We start from the raw sequence: 17123 nt of genomic DNA, 5'->3' as shown, positions 1-17123 counted from the left end.
ATCGGCACTTCAAGGAATCATTAGCAGGTGACGTCATGGCCATAACCCAACCCTTGCAATTGCTCGCGCCCCTGTCCGGGGTGCTGCTGCCCCTGGAGCAGGTGCCCGATCCGGTGTTTTCCAGCCGGGTGATCGGCGACGGCGTGTGCATCGACCCGACTTCCCAGACCCTCTGCGCCCCCTTGACCGGAGTGGTCAGCAACCTGCAGCACAGTGGCCACGCAGTGAGCATCACCGGTGAGCAGGGCCAGCAGGTGCTGATGCACATCGGGCTGGACACGGTGAACCTCGCGGGCAAGGGCTTCACCTGCCTGGTCGAGGAAGGTCAGCAGGTCTCGGCAGGCCAGCCGCTGATCGGGTTCGATGCTGACTATCTGGCCCGGCACGCGCGCAGCCTGTTGACCCTGATGCTGGTGGTCAGTGGCGAGGCGGTGACGGGGCTGGTGTCCGGCAGCCCGCTGGTGGAGCTGGGACAGCCGGTGTTGCAGATCGAGCCCGCCTGCGCAGAGGAGGGGGCCAAGGCCGAAGGCGCTGAAGCCGAGACGCTGTTTTCCAAACCGCTGATCCTGGGCAACCCCCAGGGGCTGCACGCACGTCCGGCGGCGTTGCTGGCCCAGGCCGCCAAGGGCTTTGCCGCGAACATCTGCCTGCACCGGCGCCAGGACTCGGCCAATGCCAAGTCCCTGGTGTCGATCATGGCGTTGCAGACGGTGCAGGGCGATGTCTTGCAGGTCAGTGCTGTGGGTGCGGATGCCGAGCAGGCGATCCAGGTTCTGGTGGAGCTGCTGGCCTCGGGTTGTGGCGAGAAAGTCACTGCTGCGGCGCCGAGTCCTGAGCCAGTAGCGGCGCGGGATGAGTCGTTGGAGACGGTTCTGCGGGGCGTCTGTGCGTCACCGGGTTCGGCGGTCGGCCAGGTGGTCCAGGTGGCTGAGCAGCGCCTGCAGATAAGCGAGTGGGCGGCGAACCCGCAGCAGGAGCGCGAAATCCTTGAGCGGGCCTTGCGAGAGGCGGTGCGGGGCCTGCAACAGCTGCGGGACCATGCCCCGGGTGAAGCCCAGCAGGAAATCTTCCGTGCCCACCAGGAACTCCTCGATGATCCGAGCCTGTTGCAGCAGGCCCAAGCCCTGATCGTCGCCGGCAAGAGCGCCGCCTTTGCCTGGAACAGTGCCATCGAGGTTACCGCCGAGCTGTTCAAGGGCCTGGGCAGTACGCTGCTGGCTGAGCGCGCAGTGGATCTGGCGGACGTCGGCCAACGGGTGCTCAAGCTGATTCTCGGGGTGCAAGAGCATGCCGTGAGCTTGCCGGAGCAGGCCATTCTGATTGCCGAGCAACTGACCCCCTCGCAGACCGCCAGCCTGGACACGGCCAAGGTGCTGGGGTTTGCCACCGTCGGCGGCGGCGCCACCAGCCACGTGGCGATTCTCGCCCGAGCCCTGGGCCTGCCGGCGATCTGTGGGCTGTCGCCCCGGGTCCTGTCCCTGGCCAACGGCACCCGGGTGCTGCTGGATGCCGATCGCGGCGAACTGCATACGGACCCGGACCCGCAACGCTTGCAGCAACTGGAGTCCCTGCGTCAGCAGCAACGCCTGCGCCAGCGTCAGGACCTGGCCCAGGCGGCGCAGCCGGCGGTGACCCGCGATGGTCATCATCTGGAGGTCACGGCCAACATTGCCTCTCTGGCGGAGGCCGAGCAAGCCATGAGCCTGGGAGGCGAGGGCGTCGGCCTGTTGCGTTCGGAGTTCCTCTACCAGGACCGCAGTCACGCCCCCAGCCTGGAGGAGCAGGCCGAAACCTATCGGGCCATCGCCCAGGCCCTGGGCCCCGAGCGCAATCTGGTGGTGCGCACCCTGGACGTGGGCGGCGACAAGCCCCTGGCCTATGTGCCCATGGACAGTGAAGCCAACCCCTTTCTCGGCCTGCGGGGCATCCGCCTGTGCCTGGAGCGTCCCGAACTGCTGCGGGAGCAGTTCCGGGCGATTCTCGCCAGCGCCGGGCAGGCACGCCTGCACATCATGTTGCCCATGGTCAGCCAACTGGCGGAGCTGCGTCAGGCGCGCCAGCTACTGGATGACGAGGTTCGGGCCCTGGGCCTGGCGGAGCGGCCCAAGTTGGGCATCATGATCGAGGTGCCTTCGGCGGCCCTGATGGCAGACCGCTTTGCTCCGGAGGTGGATTTCTTCTCCATCGGCACCAACGATCTGACCCAGTACACCCTGGCCATGGACCGTGATCATCCGCGCCTGGCCAGTCAGGCCGACAGCTTCCACCCGTCGGTGCTGCGCCTGATCGCGCGAACGGTGCAGGCCGCCCATGCCCACGGCAAGTGGGTCGGAGTCTGTGGAGCACTGGCTTCCGAGACCCTGGCAGTGCCGCTGTTGCTGGGCCTGGGGGTGGACGAACTGTCGGTGAGCGTGCCGTTGATCCCGGCCATCAAGGCCCGGGTGCGGGAGCTGGACCTGAGCGAATGCCAAGCGCTGGCAGCACGGATCATCGATCTGGAGGACGCGGTTCAGGTACGTGAATACTTGCACAAGCAGCCAGTCGCAGCCGATTCACTGGTTCTGGAGAACTGAAAATGTTCGAGAAATTGCAACGCGCGTTCTGGAAAGCCCTGACTCCGGATCTGATCCCTGATCAGCCGAAGGCCCCCAAGGCCAACGGTAATGTTCTGAATGACGCAATGCTGGCGGCGCTGGGTGGCAGCGCCAACATCAAGAGCCAGCAACCCCTGGCCCTGACCCGGCTGCGCCTTGAGCTGCATGATCCGCAACTGCTGGACAGCAGCGCCCTGCGCGTGGCGGGGGTACCGGCGGTGATGCTTCTGGGCGGTGGCGTGGTGCATCTGCTGTTGGGCTTGCAGGGCTGAGGGGGCTTTTTCGCCGGCAAGCCGGCTCCTACCAGAGCGATGCAAGCGCCGGTAGGCGCGGGCTTGCCAACGAACAGGCCTGTTGCCAGCGTTGCCGCCTGCGTCCCGTCGCCGCGCCGGCCTTACTGTTTCTCAACTGCGGGTGTATCGTATTCGCCTTTTGCGGGCCTGGGCCCGCGGCTGATACGTGAGGTAGTTGAGTCCATGTCCTTTACCCGTCGACAAATACTCGGTGGTCTGGCCGGTCTGGTAGTGGTGGGCGTGGGGGCAGGCGGCGCATCGCGTTATTGGCTGGGAAAGATGGCTGACGCCGAGGCGGGGCACGATTACGAGTTGATCGCCGCGCCACTGGACGTGGAGCTGGTACCGGGGCACAAGACCCAGGCCTGGGCCTTCGGCCCTTCGGCGCCGGGTACCGAACTGCGGGTACGCCAGGGTGAGTGGCTGCGGGTACGCTTCATCAACCACCTGCCGGTGGCCACCACTATCCACTGGCACGGCATCCGCCTGCCCCTGGAAATGGACGGCGTGCCTTACGTCTCGCAACTGCCGGTGCTGCCCGGCGAATATTTCGACTACAAATTCCGCGTGCCGGATGCCGGCAGCTACTGGTATCACCCCCATGTGAACAGCAGCGAAGAACTGGGTCGCGGCCTGGTGGGCCCGCTGATCATCGAAGAACGCGAACCCACCGGCTTCAAGTACGAGCGCACCCTGAGCCTGAAAAGCTGGCACGTGGATGAAGAGGGCGCGTTCATGCCCTTCAGCATCCCTCGGGAAGCGGCGCGAGGCGGTACGGCCGGGCGCCTGTCCACCATCAACGGTGTGTCCCAGGCAGTGATCGACCTGCCGGCCGGGCAGATCACCCGTGTGCGCCTGCTGAACCTGGACAACACCCTGACCTACCGCATCAACATTCCCGATGTCGAAGCGCAGATCTACGCCCTGGACGGCAACCCCATCGAGCCGCGCCCCTTGGGCAAGGAATACTGGCTGGGCCCGGGCATGCGCATCTGCCTGGCGATCAAGGCGCCGGCGGCCGGTGTGGAACTCTCCCTGCGCAACGGACCGGTGCGCCTGGGCACTTTGCGCTCGGTGGCCAACAACGATGCGCCCACCCAGTGGCCCGCCGCCTTGCCGGCCAACCCCGTGGCCGAGCCGGATCTCGACAACGCCGAGAAGCTCAACTTCAATTTCGAATGGGTTGGCTCGGTCTCGGTGAACGTGGACAATGGCAAGCCGCCTAGCCTGTGGCAGATCAACGGCCAGGCTTGGGACATCACCGACAAGACCTGCGCCGACCGCCCGATTGCCACCCTGAAAAAGGGCAAGAGCTACATTTTCGAATTGAAGAACATGACCCAGTACCAGCACCCGATCCACTTGCACGGCATGAGCTTCAAGGTCATTGCCTCGAACCGCAAGAAGATCACCCCCTACTTCACCGACACCTACCTGCTGGGCAAGAACGAGCGCGCCCGGGTCGCCCTGGTGGCGGATAACCCGGGGGTCTGGATGTTCCACTGCCACGTGATCGACCACATGGAAACCGGCCTTATGGCCGCCATCGAGGTGGTGTGATGCGCCAGATACGCCCGGCGCCGATCATCGACCGCAGCCGCGACCAGGACTTCATGCGTGAAGCCCTGGCCCTGGCCGCGCAGGGCGCGGCCCTGGGGGAGGTGCCGGTTGGCGCGGTGCTGGTGCTGGAGGGGCAGATCATCGGCCGTGGCTACAACTGCCCCATCAGCGGCAGCGATCCCAGCGCCCACGCCGAGATGGTGGCGATCCGCGAAGCGGCCCAGGCGGTGAGCAACTACCGCCTGCCCGGCAGCACCCTGTACGTGACCCTTGAACCTTGCAGCATGTGCGCCGGGCTGATCGTCCATTCGCGCATTGCCCGGGTGGTATACGGCGCACTGGAACCCAAGGCCGGCATTGTGCAGAGCCAGGGGCAGTTCTTCACCCAAGGGTTTCTCAACCATCGGGTGCTGTACGAAGGCGGGGTGCTGGCCGAGGAGTGCGGCACGATGCTGAGCGAATTCTTCAAGGCGCGTCGAGCGCGCTGATCTCGAACGTGTCTGCGGTTTTCGCGAGCAAGCTCGCTCCCACAAAAAACCGTAGGAGCCGGCTTGCCGGCGAAGGGGCCCTTGAGCCTTGCGCCGTTCTGGCGGGCGCCTTCGCTGGCAAGCGGAACGCCGCCCGGCCAGCTCCTGCGGGGGAAGGCGGGGTTATTTCTTGGCGACTATCACCGCACGCATCGGCGCCGGCAGGCCTTCGATGGTCTTGCTGTGGTCGTTGGGGTCCAGGAAGTCGCTTAGGGACTGATACTTCATCCACTCGGTGCCGCGCTGTTCCTCGATGCTGGTCACGCTCACATCCACGCAACGCACATCGCTGAAACCGGCCCGTCGCAGCCACAGTTCCAGGGCCGGTACGGACGGCAGGAACCATACGTTGCGCATCTGCGCGTAGCGATCTTCCGGTACCAGCACCTGATGCTGGTCGCCTTCCACCACCAGGGTTTCCAGCACCAGTTCACCGCCCTTGACCAGGCAGTCCTTGAGCGCCAGCAGGTGCTCGATGGGCGAACGGCGGTGGTAGAACACCCCCATGGAAAACACCGTGTCGAAGCCTTCGAGGTTGGCCGGCAGGTCTTCGAAGGGGAACGGCAGGTGCCACACCGAAGGCTCCGACAGGTAGCGCTGCACCGCCTGGAACTGGCAGAAGAACAGCCAGTTGGGGTCGACGCCGATCACGCTGTGGGCGCCGGCGCCAAGCATGCGCCACATGTAGTAGCCGTTGCCGCAGCCGACATCGAGGATGCGCTTGCCTTCAAGGTTCAGGTGCGGGGCGACCCGCGACCACTTCCAGTCCGAACGCCATTCGGTGTCCACGTGCACGCCGAACAGATCGAACGGCCCTTTGCGCCACGGCGACAGGCCCATCAGCGCGGTACGCATCTGCGCCCGGGTGGCGTCGTCGCAGTCGGTGTCCAGGCGCAGGCCATTGATCAGGTCGACTTCGCTGGGCTGGATCTTCGGCAATGCATCCAGGGCGCTTTGCCAGCGTTCCAGGTCGCCATGGCCTTTTTCCATCTTGGCGTCGAGCTGGGCTTGCAGCCCGTTGGCCCAGGTGGCCAGGGGCGTACCCGCCAGACGGCGAGCGAGGGGGGACAGATCAATCATGGCAGGGCAATCAACGAGGCAAAGTTAAGGCATTGGAACCACGGCACGACTTTCGAGAACCCGGCAGCCAGCAGGCGTTCGCGGTGTTCTTCGAGGCTGTCGGGCTTCATGACGTTTTCGATGGCACTGCGCTTCTGGGCTATTTCCAGTTCGCTGTAGCCGTTGGCACGCTTGAAGGCGATGTGCAGGTCGGTGAGCAGGGCGTGTTCCTGGTCATCGTTGAAGCGCAGCTTCTCCGAGAGGATCAGCGCTCCGCCGGGCAGCAGCGACTGGCGGATGCGCCCCAGCAGGGCCAGACGCTGCTCGGGGGCGATGAACTGCAGGGTGAAGTTCAGCGCCACCACCGAGGCCGGCTGGAACTCCAGGGCCAGGATATCGCCCTCGATCACCTGCACCGGCAGCAGCTCCTGGAACATCGAGTCCTGGCCGTTGAGGTATTCCCGGCAACGTTCGACCATGGCCGCGGAGTTGTCCACCGCGATCACTCGGCAACCGTCCGTGCGCACATGGCGGCGCAGGGCCTGGGTCACTGCCCCCAGGGAAGAGCCCAGGTCGTAGAGCACGCTGTTGGGCTGGGCGAACTGCGCCGCCAGCACCCCGAGGTTCTCGACAATGGTCGGGTAACCCGGCACCGAGCGCTTGATCATGTCCGGGAACACCCGCACCACATCCTCGTTGAAGGCGAAGTCGGGCACCTGGGCCAGTGGCTGGGCGAAAAGGCGGTCGGGTTCTTTGCTCACGGCGGTTCCGGCGATGGAGATAAAAAGAGGGCGGCATTGTAGCCGCTGGCGCAGGCTGCGATAAGGCCCGAAGGGCCTTCAGGGGCGCAAGGGCGACGCAAGGTGTGGCCCGTTCGCCGGCAAGCCGGCTCCTACGGAGAGTAGGGACCGGCTTGCCGGCGCAGGCGGCTCAGCGCGGCTTCTGGCTGAACGCGGAAGCGGCAATGCCCCACTGGCCCAGCCAGTAGAAAATGATGATCAGGTAGGGCGCGGCATCGAAGGCCAGCACGAAGCGGCTGATGCCGATCAGGCTGTCGGAGAAGGCAAAGCTCAGGGCGCCCAGCGCTGCCAGTGCCGCGGACCGGGTGGGCACCGCTGAGCCGAGGCGTGCCAGGGCACGCCAGAGCATGGCGCTGATGGTCAGGGCATAGACGATCACCGGCACCAGCAGCGGCCCCAGGCCGTGGGAGATCAGGATCGTCAGCAACACCGCGCCGATGGCCAGGGCCACCGCCAGCGGCAACAGGGCAGGGCGCCGGCAATCGCTGAGGTAGGCCTTGAGGTAGGCCAGGTGCGCCACCAGGAAGGCTCCGAGACCGAACACGAACAGGTCCGTGGGCCAGGCCAGCAGGACATCCCCCAGCACCGAGAACAGCAGGCCGATGATGATCCAGCGGCGGTAGTCCCCGGGCGGTGCATCGTGCATCCAGCCCAGCAGGGCCAGCACCGGGAGCGGCTTGACCAGCAGGCAGAGCAGGGTGGCATGCACGCTGACGCCGTAGAGGAAAGTGGCGGCGCCCATCAGCGCCAGTATCAGCCAGCCCATGTCAGTTCACCGTGATCGAGCAGTCGAAGGCCTTCACCGGGGCCTCTTCCGGGGCCCAGGGTTGCTGGTAGGTCAGCAGCAGCCGGCCCCGGCCGCTGGCGAAGGCCTGGAAGCGCCAGGTCGACTGCCCGCCACTGCCCACCAGGCCAGTGTCTTCGGGGTTGCTGTAGACCTCGGGGCTGACCTTGCGCAGGATGCCGCCGGCCGAATCCTGGATCGCCCAGCGATAACCGGTGGTGGGGTTGCTTGGCAGGGTGAGGATCAGGTTCTGCCCATTGTGCAGTTGCAGCGGGCATTCACTCTGGTTTTCAACGGTGACGTTCTGCTTGGGTTGGCTGGCGCAAGCGGTCAGCAGGGCGAAGCTGAGCAGGGCAAGAAGGCGGGGGGCGCGCATGGGTCAGGAAGCTCCGATCATTCATGACGAACGGCGAGCATAACTGAAGATGATGGGCGGTGTGGGGAGGGGAATAAAGGTTGGCGGTTATGGCCTCTTCGCCGGCAAGCCGGCTCCTGCGAGGGGGGGCCTTGCAGGAGCCGGCTTGCCGGCGAACGGGGTTAGAACAGCACTTTGGCCACGTCGGCAAAACGCTTGGCAAAATGCACGGTGATGCCTTCCTTGAGGTAGTCCGGCAGCTCTTCGAAATGCCCGCGGTTGGGCTCCGGCAGGATCAGCTCAAGGATCTTCTGGCGCCGCGCGGCGATGACTTTCTCGCGCACCCCGCCAATCGGCAGCACGTGGCCGGTGAGGGTCAGCTCGCCGGTCATGGCCACGCCTTTCTTCGGCGGCTGGTTGCGCGCCAGGGACAGCAGGGCGCTGGCCATGGTTACCCCGGCACTGGGGCCGTCCTTGGGCGTGGCGCCTTCGGGAACGTGCAGGTGGACGAAGGCTTCGTCGAAGAACTTGCTGTCGCCGCCGAACTGCTTGAGGTGCGAGCTGACGTAGCTGTAGGCGATCTCCGCCGATTCCTTCATCACATCCCCCAGTTGCCCGGTGAGCTTGAAGCCGCGGTTATGGGTGTGAATGCGCGTGGCCTCGATAGGCAGGGTGGCGCCGCCCATGCTGGTCCAGGCCAGGCCGGTGATGACCCCGGTGCCGCTCAGGACCTGCTCGTTACGGAACACCGGCATGCCCAGGGAAGCCTCCAGGTCCTTGGGCGCGATCTTGATCGTGGCGTCCGGCTCGTCCAGCAGCTTGACCACGGCCTTGCGTACCAGCTTGCCCAGTTGTTTCTCCAGCTGACGCACCCCGGCTTCCCGGGCGTAGCCATCGATCACCGTGCGCAGGGCGCTGTCGCTGATGCTCAGGCTGGTCTTGGCGACACCGGCCTTTTCCAACTGCTTGGGCCACAGGTGGCGTTTGGCGATGGCCAGTTTTTCTTCGGTGATGTAGCCGGACAGGCGAATCACTTCCATACGGTCCAGCAGCGGGCCGGGAATCGAATCCAGGGTGTTGGCGGTGCACACGAACAGGACCTTGGACAGGTCCATGCGCAGGTCCAGGTAATGATCGAGGAAGTCGACGTTCTGCTCCGGGTCCAGGGTCTCCAGGAGGGCCGAGGCCGGGTCGCCCTGGTAGCTCTGGCCCATCTTGTCGATCTCGTCGAGCATGATCACCGGGTTCATCACCTCCACTTCCTTGAGGGCCTGCACCAGCTTGCCCGGTTGGGCGCCGATGTAGGTGCGGCGGTGGCCCTTGATCTCGGCTTCATCACGCATGCCGCCGACGCTGAAGCGGTAGAACGGCCGCCCCAGCGATTCGGCGATGGATTTGCCGACGCTGGTCTTGCCGACACCGGGTGGGCCTACCAGCAGCACGATGGAACCGCTGATCTCGCCCTTGTAGGCGCCCACCGCGAGGAATTCGAGGATACGGTTCTTGATGTCGTCGAGCCCGGCGTGGTGCTTGTCCAGCACCTTGCGCGCGTGCTTGAGGTCGAGCTTGTCGTCGCCGAAGACGCCCCAGGGCACGGCCGTGGCCCATTCCAGGTAGTTGCGGGTAACCGCATATTCCGGCGAGCCGGTCTCCAGGATCGACAGCTTGTTCATTTCCTCGTCGATGCGTTTCTGCGCCTGGGGCGGCAGCACTTTGCCAGTCAGGCGCTGTTCGAACTGCTCCAGGTCCGCGCTGCGGTCATCCTTGGTCAGCCCCAGCTCCTGCTGGATCACCTTGAGCTGCTCCTTGAGGAAGAACTCGCGCTGGTGCTCGCCGATCTTGCGGTTGACCTCGGCGGAAATCTCTTTCTGCAGGCGCGCCACTTCGACTTCCTTGCGCAGCATCGGCAGGACTTTTTCCATGCGCTTGAGCATGGGCACGCAGTCCAGCACTTCCTGCAGTTCGTTGCCGGTGGCGGAGGTCAGGGCGGCGGCGAAGTCGGTCAGGGGCGACGGATCGTTGGGGCTGAAACGGTTGAGGTAGTTCTTCAGCTCTTCGCTGTACAGCGGATTGAGCGGCAGCAGCTCCTTGATCGCATTGATCAGCGCCATGCCGTAGGCCTTGACCTCGTCGGTGGGTTCGCTGGGCTGATGGGGGTACTCGACCTCCACCAGGTAGGGCGGGCGATGGTGCTTGAGCCAGGTGCGGATGCGTACCCGGGTCAGGCCCTGGGCAACGAACTGCAGCTTGCCGTTTTCACGGCTGGCGTGATGGACCTTGACCAGGGTGCCGTACTCCGGCAACGCCGAGGTGTCGAAGTGCCGCGGGTCCTCTTGCGGGGTGTCCATGAAAAACAGGGCGAGGGAGTGATGCTCGGATTTGCTCACCAGTTCCAGGGTTTCGGCCCAGGGCTCTTCATTGACGATGACCGGCAATACTTGCGCAGGAAAGAAGGGCCGATTGTGAATCGGAATGATGTAGACCTTGTCCGGCAGATTCTGTCCGGGCAGGGCCAGGCCAGTGCCATGGGCAGCCTGGTGTTCGGTGTTTTCCGGATCGACGTAGTCACGTGGATCTTCGGGAAATTCTTGCTGGTCGCTCATGGAGGCTCCTGCGCGATGGACTATGCAGCTTAGATGGGGCGGGTCGTCGCGGGTTTCAATGGGGGACAGGTTTCAGCATTTTTCCGAGACGGCTGGAAGTGCCGCTGCATCGCCTGTTGCCCTGGCAGAGAGGCGTTGTACAGCCGCGGCCTAGGCGGTTCTTGGTGCATGCCTGCGGGTTTTTGCGAGGGTATTCAAGCCCACTTGAAGAGGCTGTTTGACACGGGTTGTCAATAAAATGACTGCGATATCACCTGTTTTATTGCGTGATCTTGTGTAGTTTGAGGATTAATCTGAGTGCCCGGCATGCTGGAATAAAACTGGCATTTATTTGACGCGCGCATTCAGCTTCTCAGAGGGATGGGTATGAAGAAGGGATTTTTCAGCTTCCGGCAGGGGGCATCTGCGTCGGCCTTTTCAAGGCCTGCCGGGGATTCGGAGCGACTGAGAGCTGCCTTATGAAGTGGCGCCGAACCTTTCAGGCAAGGATTGTCGGGGTGCTGGCGCTATTGCTGTTGGTATTGATTGCCGCGGTGTATTTCGCGGTCAAGACCGCCACCACCCAAGCGGTGGAGCGCCAGGCGCAATTGCAACTGAAGATCGGCACCCGGGTGTTCGAGCGGCTGCTGGACTTGCGCGGTCGCAACCTGCAGTACGGCGTCGACTGGCTGGTGGTGGATTCCGAGTTTCGCCGCGCGGTGCTCAGCGGCAAACCGGTGGATATCCTTGCCGCGCTGGCCCAGCATAGCGGCGGCATCCGTTCCAGCGAGATGTTCGTGCTCAGCCCCGAGGGCCGGGTCATCGCCAGTACCCTGCCCGTGATCGCCCGGGACCAGCACTTTCCCTACGACCAGGCCCTGCGCCGGGCCATGCGGCACAACACCCACATGCTCTTCGTCGCAATCAAGGGCCGGCCCTATCTGCTGGTCCAGGGGGAGGTGCTGGAGTCGCTACCCATTGCCCGGGTAGTGATGGGCTTTCCCATGGATGAGCTGTTTGCCCAGGAACTGCGCTCCATGAGCAACCTGGAAGTGTCGTTTCTGACGGTCGATGGTCAGCATCCCGGTGAGCTGTTCAGCACCCAGCCGGAGTCCTTCTGGCCGCCCATCATCAAGGTCCTGGTCGACCCCCTGTGGCAATCCCTGCCGCAGTTGAGCGAGACCCGTGGCCAGCGTTTTCTCAACCAGGCCTTGCAACTGGCCAATACCGGGGATGCCGGCGATCCGCGGGTCATGGCCTTGCTGCAAAGCCCCCTGGAGCAGGCGTTGCAGGCCTTTGCCCCGCTGGACCGAGAGTTCATGTGGATCGCCATGGTAGCGCTGGCGGTCTCCCTGGCCTGCGCCCTGCTGATGGCGCGACGGGTATCGCGGCCCCTGGAAGACCTGGCCCAGGCGGCAAGACGCATCGGTGCCGGTAACTATCAGGCCCCGGTAAGCATCAAGCGCAGCGACGAGTTCGGGGTGCTGGCGGATGCCTTCAACGCCATGCAGAGCGCCATTGCCACCCGCGAGCGGCAACTGGCCCACAACGCTCTGCATGATCCGCTGACCGGGCTGCCGAACCGGGCACTGGCCATCGAACGCCTGACCAAGGCCATTGCCGCCCGGCGCAATGTGGTGCTGCTCTACCTGGGCATCGACAACTATCGGGCGATCAACGAAGGCTTTGGCACAGAAGGCCTGGACCAGATGATGGGCGAGCTCAGCCGGCGGCTGCGGGAGGTGTTGTCCCAGGGCGATACGGCGGCCCGGATCACCGCCAGTGAATTCCTCCTGCTGCTGGAGAACACCGAACTGGACGGAGCCATGGCCATGGCTGACCGGCTGCATGACCTGCTCAGCCGACCGCAACTGATCCAGGGTGATGAGGTGCGCCGGCAGATCTGCATGGGGATGGCGGTGTACCCCGCCGATGGCAAGTCCGCCGAGGAATTGATCAGTCGCGCCGCTATCGCCCGCCATGATGCTTCGCTCAAGCCCGGTTACGTGCAGGTCTATCAGCAGGACCGAGACCTGGCTCACCAGCGGCAGATCAGCCTGATCCGCGATCTGCGCCGGGCGGCTGCCGAAGGTGAGCTGTTCCTGTTGTACCAGCCCAAGCTCGATCTGCGCCGGGACTACCTGCACCAGGCCGAAGCCCTGCTGCGCTGGCGGCATCCGGTGTTTGGTGTGGTTTCGCCGGCGGAATTCATTCCCCTGGCCGAGCGCACCGGCAGCATGCACAGCCTCACCGCCTGGGTCATCGAAGCCTGTATCCGCCAGTTGGCGGAGTGGAACCGGCGGGCCCTGCCTGTACGCCTGTCACTGAACATCTCGGCCAGCGACCTGGAGGACGATGGCCTGGAAGTACGGGTCAGCGATTACCTTGAGGGTTATCAGGTGGCGGCCGAACAGTTGGTGTTTGAAATCACCGAGAGCGCCATCATGCGCGACCCGGAGCAGGCCCTGGCCGTGCTGCAACGCTTGCGCGGCTGCGGCATCAGCCTGTCGGTGGACGATTTCGGCACCGGCTATTCATCCCTGGCGCAGTTGCAGCGCCTGCCGGTGCAGGAACTGAAGATCGACCAGTCGTTCATCCGTAATCTGGATGAAAGCAGCGGCGATGCGGTGATCGTGCGTTCCACCATAGAAATGAGCCACAAGCTGGGACTCAAGGTGGTGGCCGAAGGCGTGGAATATGAGCACTGCCTGAAACTGCTGGAAAGCTGGGGCTGCGACACGGTGCAGGGTTACCTGATCAGCCGCCCGTTGCCGACCGAGGCCTTTGAGCGCTGGCTGGTGAACTCCCGGGTGTCGAGCTGAAAGCGCTGGATGGCCGACAGGCCATCCAGGGGAGGGGGCTCAGGGGGCGGCGGACTCGGCCTTGGTCAACAGGCTTTGCAGCTCCGGCTCTATGCCTTCCTCACTGAGGTTGTCCATGATTTCCAGGATGCAGGGCGCATAGCGGGGTTCGATGGCCGCTTCCGACCAGTCCAGTTCATAGACGGCCATGACCCTTACGTCCAGGTAGGGCGAATCCACCAGCAGGCGTTTGAGCAGCTCGATGGCCGGCGGGCTGCGTAACTCTCCCAGGGACACCGCGCAGCGGTGCTGCCAGTACTCTGGGCGCGACAGCAGGGTTTCGCCGAGGCGTTGCCATTGCGCCGGGGTAAAGGCGTGGAGGACTCCCTTGGCCACCTGCTCGGTGGTGTATTCGTTCCAGTTGGCGGCTTCCGAGTCACCGAACCAGTGGTGTAACCGTTCAAACAACTCATCACGCTTATCCGTGCTCATGATGTCTTTCTCCTGCGAGGGCGGTCGCGCCAGCACGCTGTTCCTGGCGTGCCGCCCGATGCCATGGCGTTTATAACGGCGTGCCAGAACCGATGCTGCCTCATTTGCGCAGGGCTTCCCAGCATTAACAACGGGCGTTGACCAACAATGTCTTGGCATTCTGGTGCAGACCGCCCGATAGCCCGGGCCCAAGTGTCCCGGTTTACCAGGTGCCGGCGAACTTCACCGCCGCCGCGGCGCGCGACGGCACCTTGAGGGTATGCAGCAGGGAAGACACGTGGATGCGCACGGTGAACGGCGAGATATCCAGCTCTCGGGCAATTTCCTTGTTGGTCTTGCCCTGGGCGATCAGGCGCAGGACTTCCTGTTGCCGGGTGGTCAGCTGGCTCACTTCGGCGCAGGCGTCCAGGGGCAGCAGCAGGCCGGAAGGCGCGTACTTGACCACCACTTCGCCTTCGCGGATGGCATCGATGGCCTGGCCGATCTCGTCCGGGCTGATGCTCTTGCCGATGAAACCGTCGGCACCGGCCGCCATGACTTCGGCGATCAGGTCCTGGTTGTCGATCATCGACACCACGATGATCGAGGTGCGTGGCAATTGCTGGCGCAGGCCGGCAATCATGCTGACCGAGGTCAGGCCGGGAAAGCGCAGGTCGAGAATCAGCGAGTCCGGCTCCTCGCCGCTCTTGGCCAGGGCCATTACCGCAGCCAGGTCGCCGGCCTCTTCGAGCACGGCATCGGGCAGCAAGCGCTGGATGGTGCGCAGCATGCCTTCGCGAAACAGCGGGTGGTCGTCGGCGACGATAATCCGGCATGTCATGTTTGAAACTCCTTGAAACATCCAGTCCTGTGGGCATGCTAACTTGGCGCACGGCGTTGTAACTGCCCGCTGGTCGTGTCTGGTGGGCCAGCTTTGCGAACGGCAAAAGACCACGGCGGCGCATATTGCACAAGGAGGTGATTGCATGAAAGTTGAGAAAGACAGTGAACTCGACCAGGCCACCCTGCGGATTATCGTGGCCGGATGCGCCCTGGTCTGGTTTGGTGTGATCGGCTTTCTGCCGGGGCAGGAGGTGGATCCCTACGTGCCGGTGATGATCTACATTTCCCTGTTCATGCTCGGTTCGATCGCCCTGCGCATGGCCATTGCCCGCTGGCCCGGGCACTACCCGGCGCGGCGCATCCTGGGCATGGTCTACGACTACACCGGCACCTGTTATGGCCTGGTGGTAGGCGGCGAGGGGGCACTGCCGATCTATGCGGTGATGGTCTGGGTCAACCTGGGCAATGGCATGCGCTTCGGCTCGCGTTACCTGGCCATCGCCACCGTGCTGGCGCAGGTCGCGCTGTTCATGGTCTACCTGCTGACCCCCTATTGGCAGGCCCAGCCCTACATGGTGTTGATGTTGATGATCACCAGCACGGTGATTCCGGTGTATGCCCATATCCTGCTCAAGCGTACCCGCCTGGCTTCGGAAGAGGCGATTGCCGCCAACCTGGAAAAGTCCCGTTTCCTGGCCCAGGCCAGCCATGACTTGCGCCAGCCGATCCACTCCATCGGCCTGTTCACCGCCTGCCTGCGCGAAGCCAGCCTGGGGGTGGATGAGCGGCGCCTGGTGGATAACATCGATCGTTCACTGCTCAACGTCTCGCAGCTGTTCCGCTCGATCCTCGACCTTTACACCCTGGACAACGGGCGAGTTCAGCCCAAATACGAAACCGTCCACCTGGGCGAGCTGCTGCGCGACCTGGTGCGCCAGAATTCCGAGGCGGCGCGCTGGGCGGGTGTCGAACTGCGGCTGCGGCCTTGCGCCCATTGGGTGCGGGTCGATCCGGGGTTGCTGGCGACCATGGTGCAGAACGTACTGTCCAATTGCTTCAAGTACGCCGCGGAACGGCCAGTGCTGATTGGCGTACGCCGGCGTGGCCGAGGCCTGGCCATTGTCATCTATGACCAGGGCCGGGGGATTGCCGAGGAGCATCTGCCGAAGATCTTCGAGGAGTTCTACCGGGTGCGCCAGGTACGGGACAAGGATGTCGAAGGCGTTGGCCTGGGCTTATCCATCGTCAAGCGCCTGGGGCAGATGACCGGCCTGCAGGTGACGATTCGTTCGCGGGTCGATCACGGCACCGCGGTCAGCCTGCACGGCCTGTCACTGGCCGCGCCACAGCGTTTGCACGGTCGTGACGAGGCGTTGCAGAGCGGCTTGCTGACCGGGCTGCGGGTGTGTCTTGTGGAGGATGACCGCAACGTCTTGCTGGCCACCTCGGCGTTGCTGGAACGCTGGGGCTGCGTGGTCCAGGCCGAGTCGAGCGGGGAGAACCTGCTGACCGACTGCGACATTATCGTCGCCGACTACGACCTGGGCACTCGGGCCTCGGGTATCGAATGCATCGACAGCATCCGCCAGCAGCGGGGCTGGGAAGTGCCGGCGCTGATTATCACTGGGCACGACATCGAGAAAATCCACGCCGCCCTGCACGACCGCAACATCGCCATCCTGTCCAAGCCGGTGCGGCCGGTGGAATTGCGCAGCACCTTGCGGGCCCTGCGCGAGGCGCCGCTGGTGCCTGCCCACAGGGCTGCGGCGCCAGAGGCGGTTACCAGGTCCGGCACGGGATAAGCAGGGGGTAGTTGGTCATGGTCAGCTTCTTGTTCTCGCCACTGGCCAGTTCGACGAAGTCATCCAGCATGCCCGAGTACGAAGAGATCGAACTGCGCTCGGTGTAGTAGTGAGTGGTCACTGGCCCGTAGTTGGTGTTGCTCTGGCCGGTGCCCACGTACTCGTTCCAGCGGCTGGTGCCGTACACCATATCGCGGCCCTGGACGAAGTAGCGGCCCGGTTTCAGCCCCGTGAACTGGAAGATGCCGTTGCCGTCGGTGCGGGTCATCCGGTGCACGGCCAGGGCTTCGGGGACCATGCTCACCGGCGCGCCTTCAGGTTGGGACGCGCGCAACTTGTGCCAGGCCTGCAAGTGCGGGGTGACCGGGTAGAGGTAGATCTCGACGTCGCGGCTGTCTTCGATACCGTCATTGCCGACGATACAGAACTTGCCGGTAAGCGTTGCGTTGCCGGGTTGCAGCGCGGCGCGCGCGGCCTGGGTGTCGAAGGGTTCATCGGGGTACTGTACGGTGGAAATCTTGACTGGCGGGTATTCGTCCAGGGTTCGCCCTTGGCGCGGCGCGCAGGCAATCAGGGTACAGGCGAGCAGGGCCAGGCCTGTCACCATGAAGAGACGGGGTTTCATCAACTCAGGACCTTTTCAGGAGGGCGC

General features: G+C 64.3%; 14 protein-coding genes. 6 read left to right on the top strand and 8 right to left on the bottom strand.

Annotated elements, in window-relative coordinates; all coding sequences use genetic code 11:
- Positions 1–35 precede the first annotated feature (35 nt).
- From ptsP to tadA, 4 genes are all read left to right on the top strand, one after another.
- Positions 36–2573, top strand: a complete 2538-nt coding sequence (gene ptsP / locus KCG88_RS10645) for a phosphoenolpyruvate--protein phosphotransferase (RefSeq protein ID WP_210712341.1) — start codon at positions 36–38, stop codon at positions 2571–2573.
- Between the two features lie 2 nt (positions 2574–2575).
- Positions 2576–2866, top strand: coding sequence for a PTS transporter subunit EIIB (locus tag KCG88_RS10640; protein ID WP_210712340.1), 291 nt, complete (start codon positions 2576–2578; stop codon positions 2864–2866).
- Between the two features lie 204 nt (positions 2867–3070).
- Positions 3071–4447 (top strand): multicopper oxidase family protein, encoded by a 1377-nt coding sequence (locus KCG88_RS10635; RefSeq protein WP_047288994.1) that lies wholly within the window; start codon positions 3071–3073, stop codon positions 4445–4447.
- On the top strand, positions 4447–4935 hold the full coding sequence (gene tadA, locus KCG88_RS10630; RefSeq protein ID WP_047288992.1) for a tRNA adenosine(34) deaminase TadA: 489 nt from the start codon (positions 4447–4449) through the stop codon (positions 4933–4935). Before KCG88_RS10635 ends, tadA begins: the two co-directional genes overlap by 1 nt.
- Positions 4936–5097: 162 nt before the next feature.
- Here tadA and cmoB read toward each other — a convergent pair whose 3' ends face one another.
- From cmoB to lon, 5 genes are all read right to left on the bottom strand, one after another.
- Positions 5098–6054 (bottom strand): tRNA 5-methoxyuridine(34)/uridine 5-oxyacetic acid(34) synthase CmoB, encoded by a 957-nt coding sequence (cmoB, locus tag KCG88_RS10625; RefSeq protein WP_047337697.1) that lies wholly within the window; start codon positions 6052–6054, stop codon positions 5098–5100.
- Positions 6051–6794 carry a carboxy-S-adenosyl-L-methionine synthase CmoA gene (gene cmoA / locus KCG88_RS10620; protein ID WP_011063179.1) on the bottom strand — a complete coding sequence of 248 codons (744 nt, stop codon included), beginning with the start codon at positions 6792–6794 and terminating at the stop codon, positions 6051–6053. The genes cmoB and cmoA overlap by 4 nt, the downstream gene beginning before the upstream one ends.
- Before the next feature lie 169 nt (positions 6795–6963).
- Complete coding sequence (locus KCG88_RS10615; protein ID WP_047288988.1) at positions 6964–7599, bottom strand: lysoplasmalogenase; 636 nt, start codon at positions 7597–7599, stop codon at positions 6964–6966.
- Position 7600: 1 nt separating this feature from the next.
- On the bottom strand, positions 7601–7993 hold the full coding sequence (locus KCG88_RS10610) for a protease inhibitor I42 family protein (protein WP_047337696.1): 393 nt from the start codon (positions 7991–7993) through the stop codon (positions 7601–7603).
- A 161-nt stretch (positions 7994–8154) separates the two neighbouring features.
- Positions 8155–10575: an endopeptidase La gene (gene lon / locus KCG88_RS10605; RefSeq protein ID WP_047288984.1), complete on the bottom strand. Its 2421-nt coding sequence runs from the start codon at positions 10573–10575 to the stop codon at positions 8155–8157.
- Between the two features lie 458 nt (positions 10576–11033).
- On the opposite strand from lon, the gene KCG88_RS10600 reads away from it, so the two are divergent.
- Complete coding sequence (locus tag KCG88_RS10600) at positions 11034–13376, top strand: GGDEF domain-containing phosphodiesterase (RefSeq protein WP_047288982.1); 2343 nt, start codon at positions 11034–11036, stop codon at positions 13374–13376.
- Positions 13377–13415: 39 nt separating this feature from the next.
- Here KCG88_RS10600 and KCG88_RS10595 read toward each other — a convergent pair whose 3' ends face one another.
- Positions 13416–13847 carry a hypothetical protein gene (locus tag KCG88_RS10595; RefSeq protein ID WP_047288980.1) on the bottom strand — a complete coding sequence of 144 codons (432 nt, stop codon included), beginning with the start codon at positions 13845–13847 and terminating at the stop codon, positions 13416–13418.
- A gap of 202 nt (positions 13848–14049) precedes the next feature.
- The gene (locus KCG88_RS10590) at positions 14050–14667 is read right to left on the bottom strand and encodes a response regulator transcription factor (RefSeq protein ID WP_210712339.1); all 618 of its coding nucleotides are present in this window, start codon (positions 14665–14667) and stop codon (positions 14050–14052) included.
- A 145-nt stretch (positions 14668–14812) separates the two neighbouring features.
- Between KCG88_RS10590 and KCG88_RS10585 the strand changes: the two genes are divergently transcribed.
- Entirely contained in the window at positions 14813–16471 is a 1659-nt protein-coding gene (locus KCG88_RS10585; protein ID WP_210712338.1) for a hybrid sensor histidine kinase/response regulator, read from the top strand.
- Here the strand turns inward: KCG88_RS10585 and KCG88_RS10580 are convergent.
- On the bottom strand, positions 16449–17096 hold the full coding sequence (locus KCG88_RS10580) for a carboxypeptidase-like regulatory domain-containing protein (RefSeq protein ID WP_047288972.1): 648 nt from the start codon (positions 17094–17096) through the stop codon (positions 16449–16451). The genes KCG88_RS10585 and KCG88_RS10580 overlap by 23 nt on opposite strands.
- Positions 17097–17123 lie beyond the last annotated feature (27 nt).

The organism is Pseudomonas sp. MWU349 (assembly GCF_017947325.1).
Lineage (GTDB): Bacteria > Pseudomonadota > Gammaproteobacteria > Pseudomonadales > Pseudomonadaceae > Aquipseudomonas > Aquipseudomonas protegens.
This window is presented reverse-complemented; position numbering and strand designations above follow the sequence as displayed.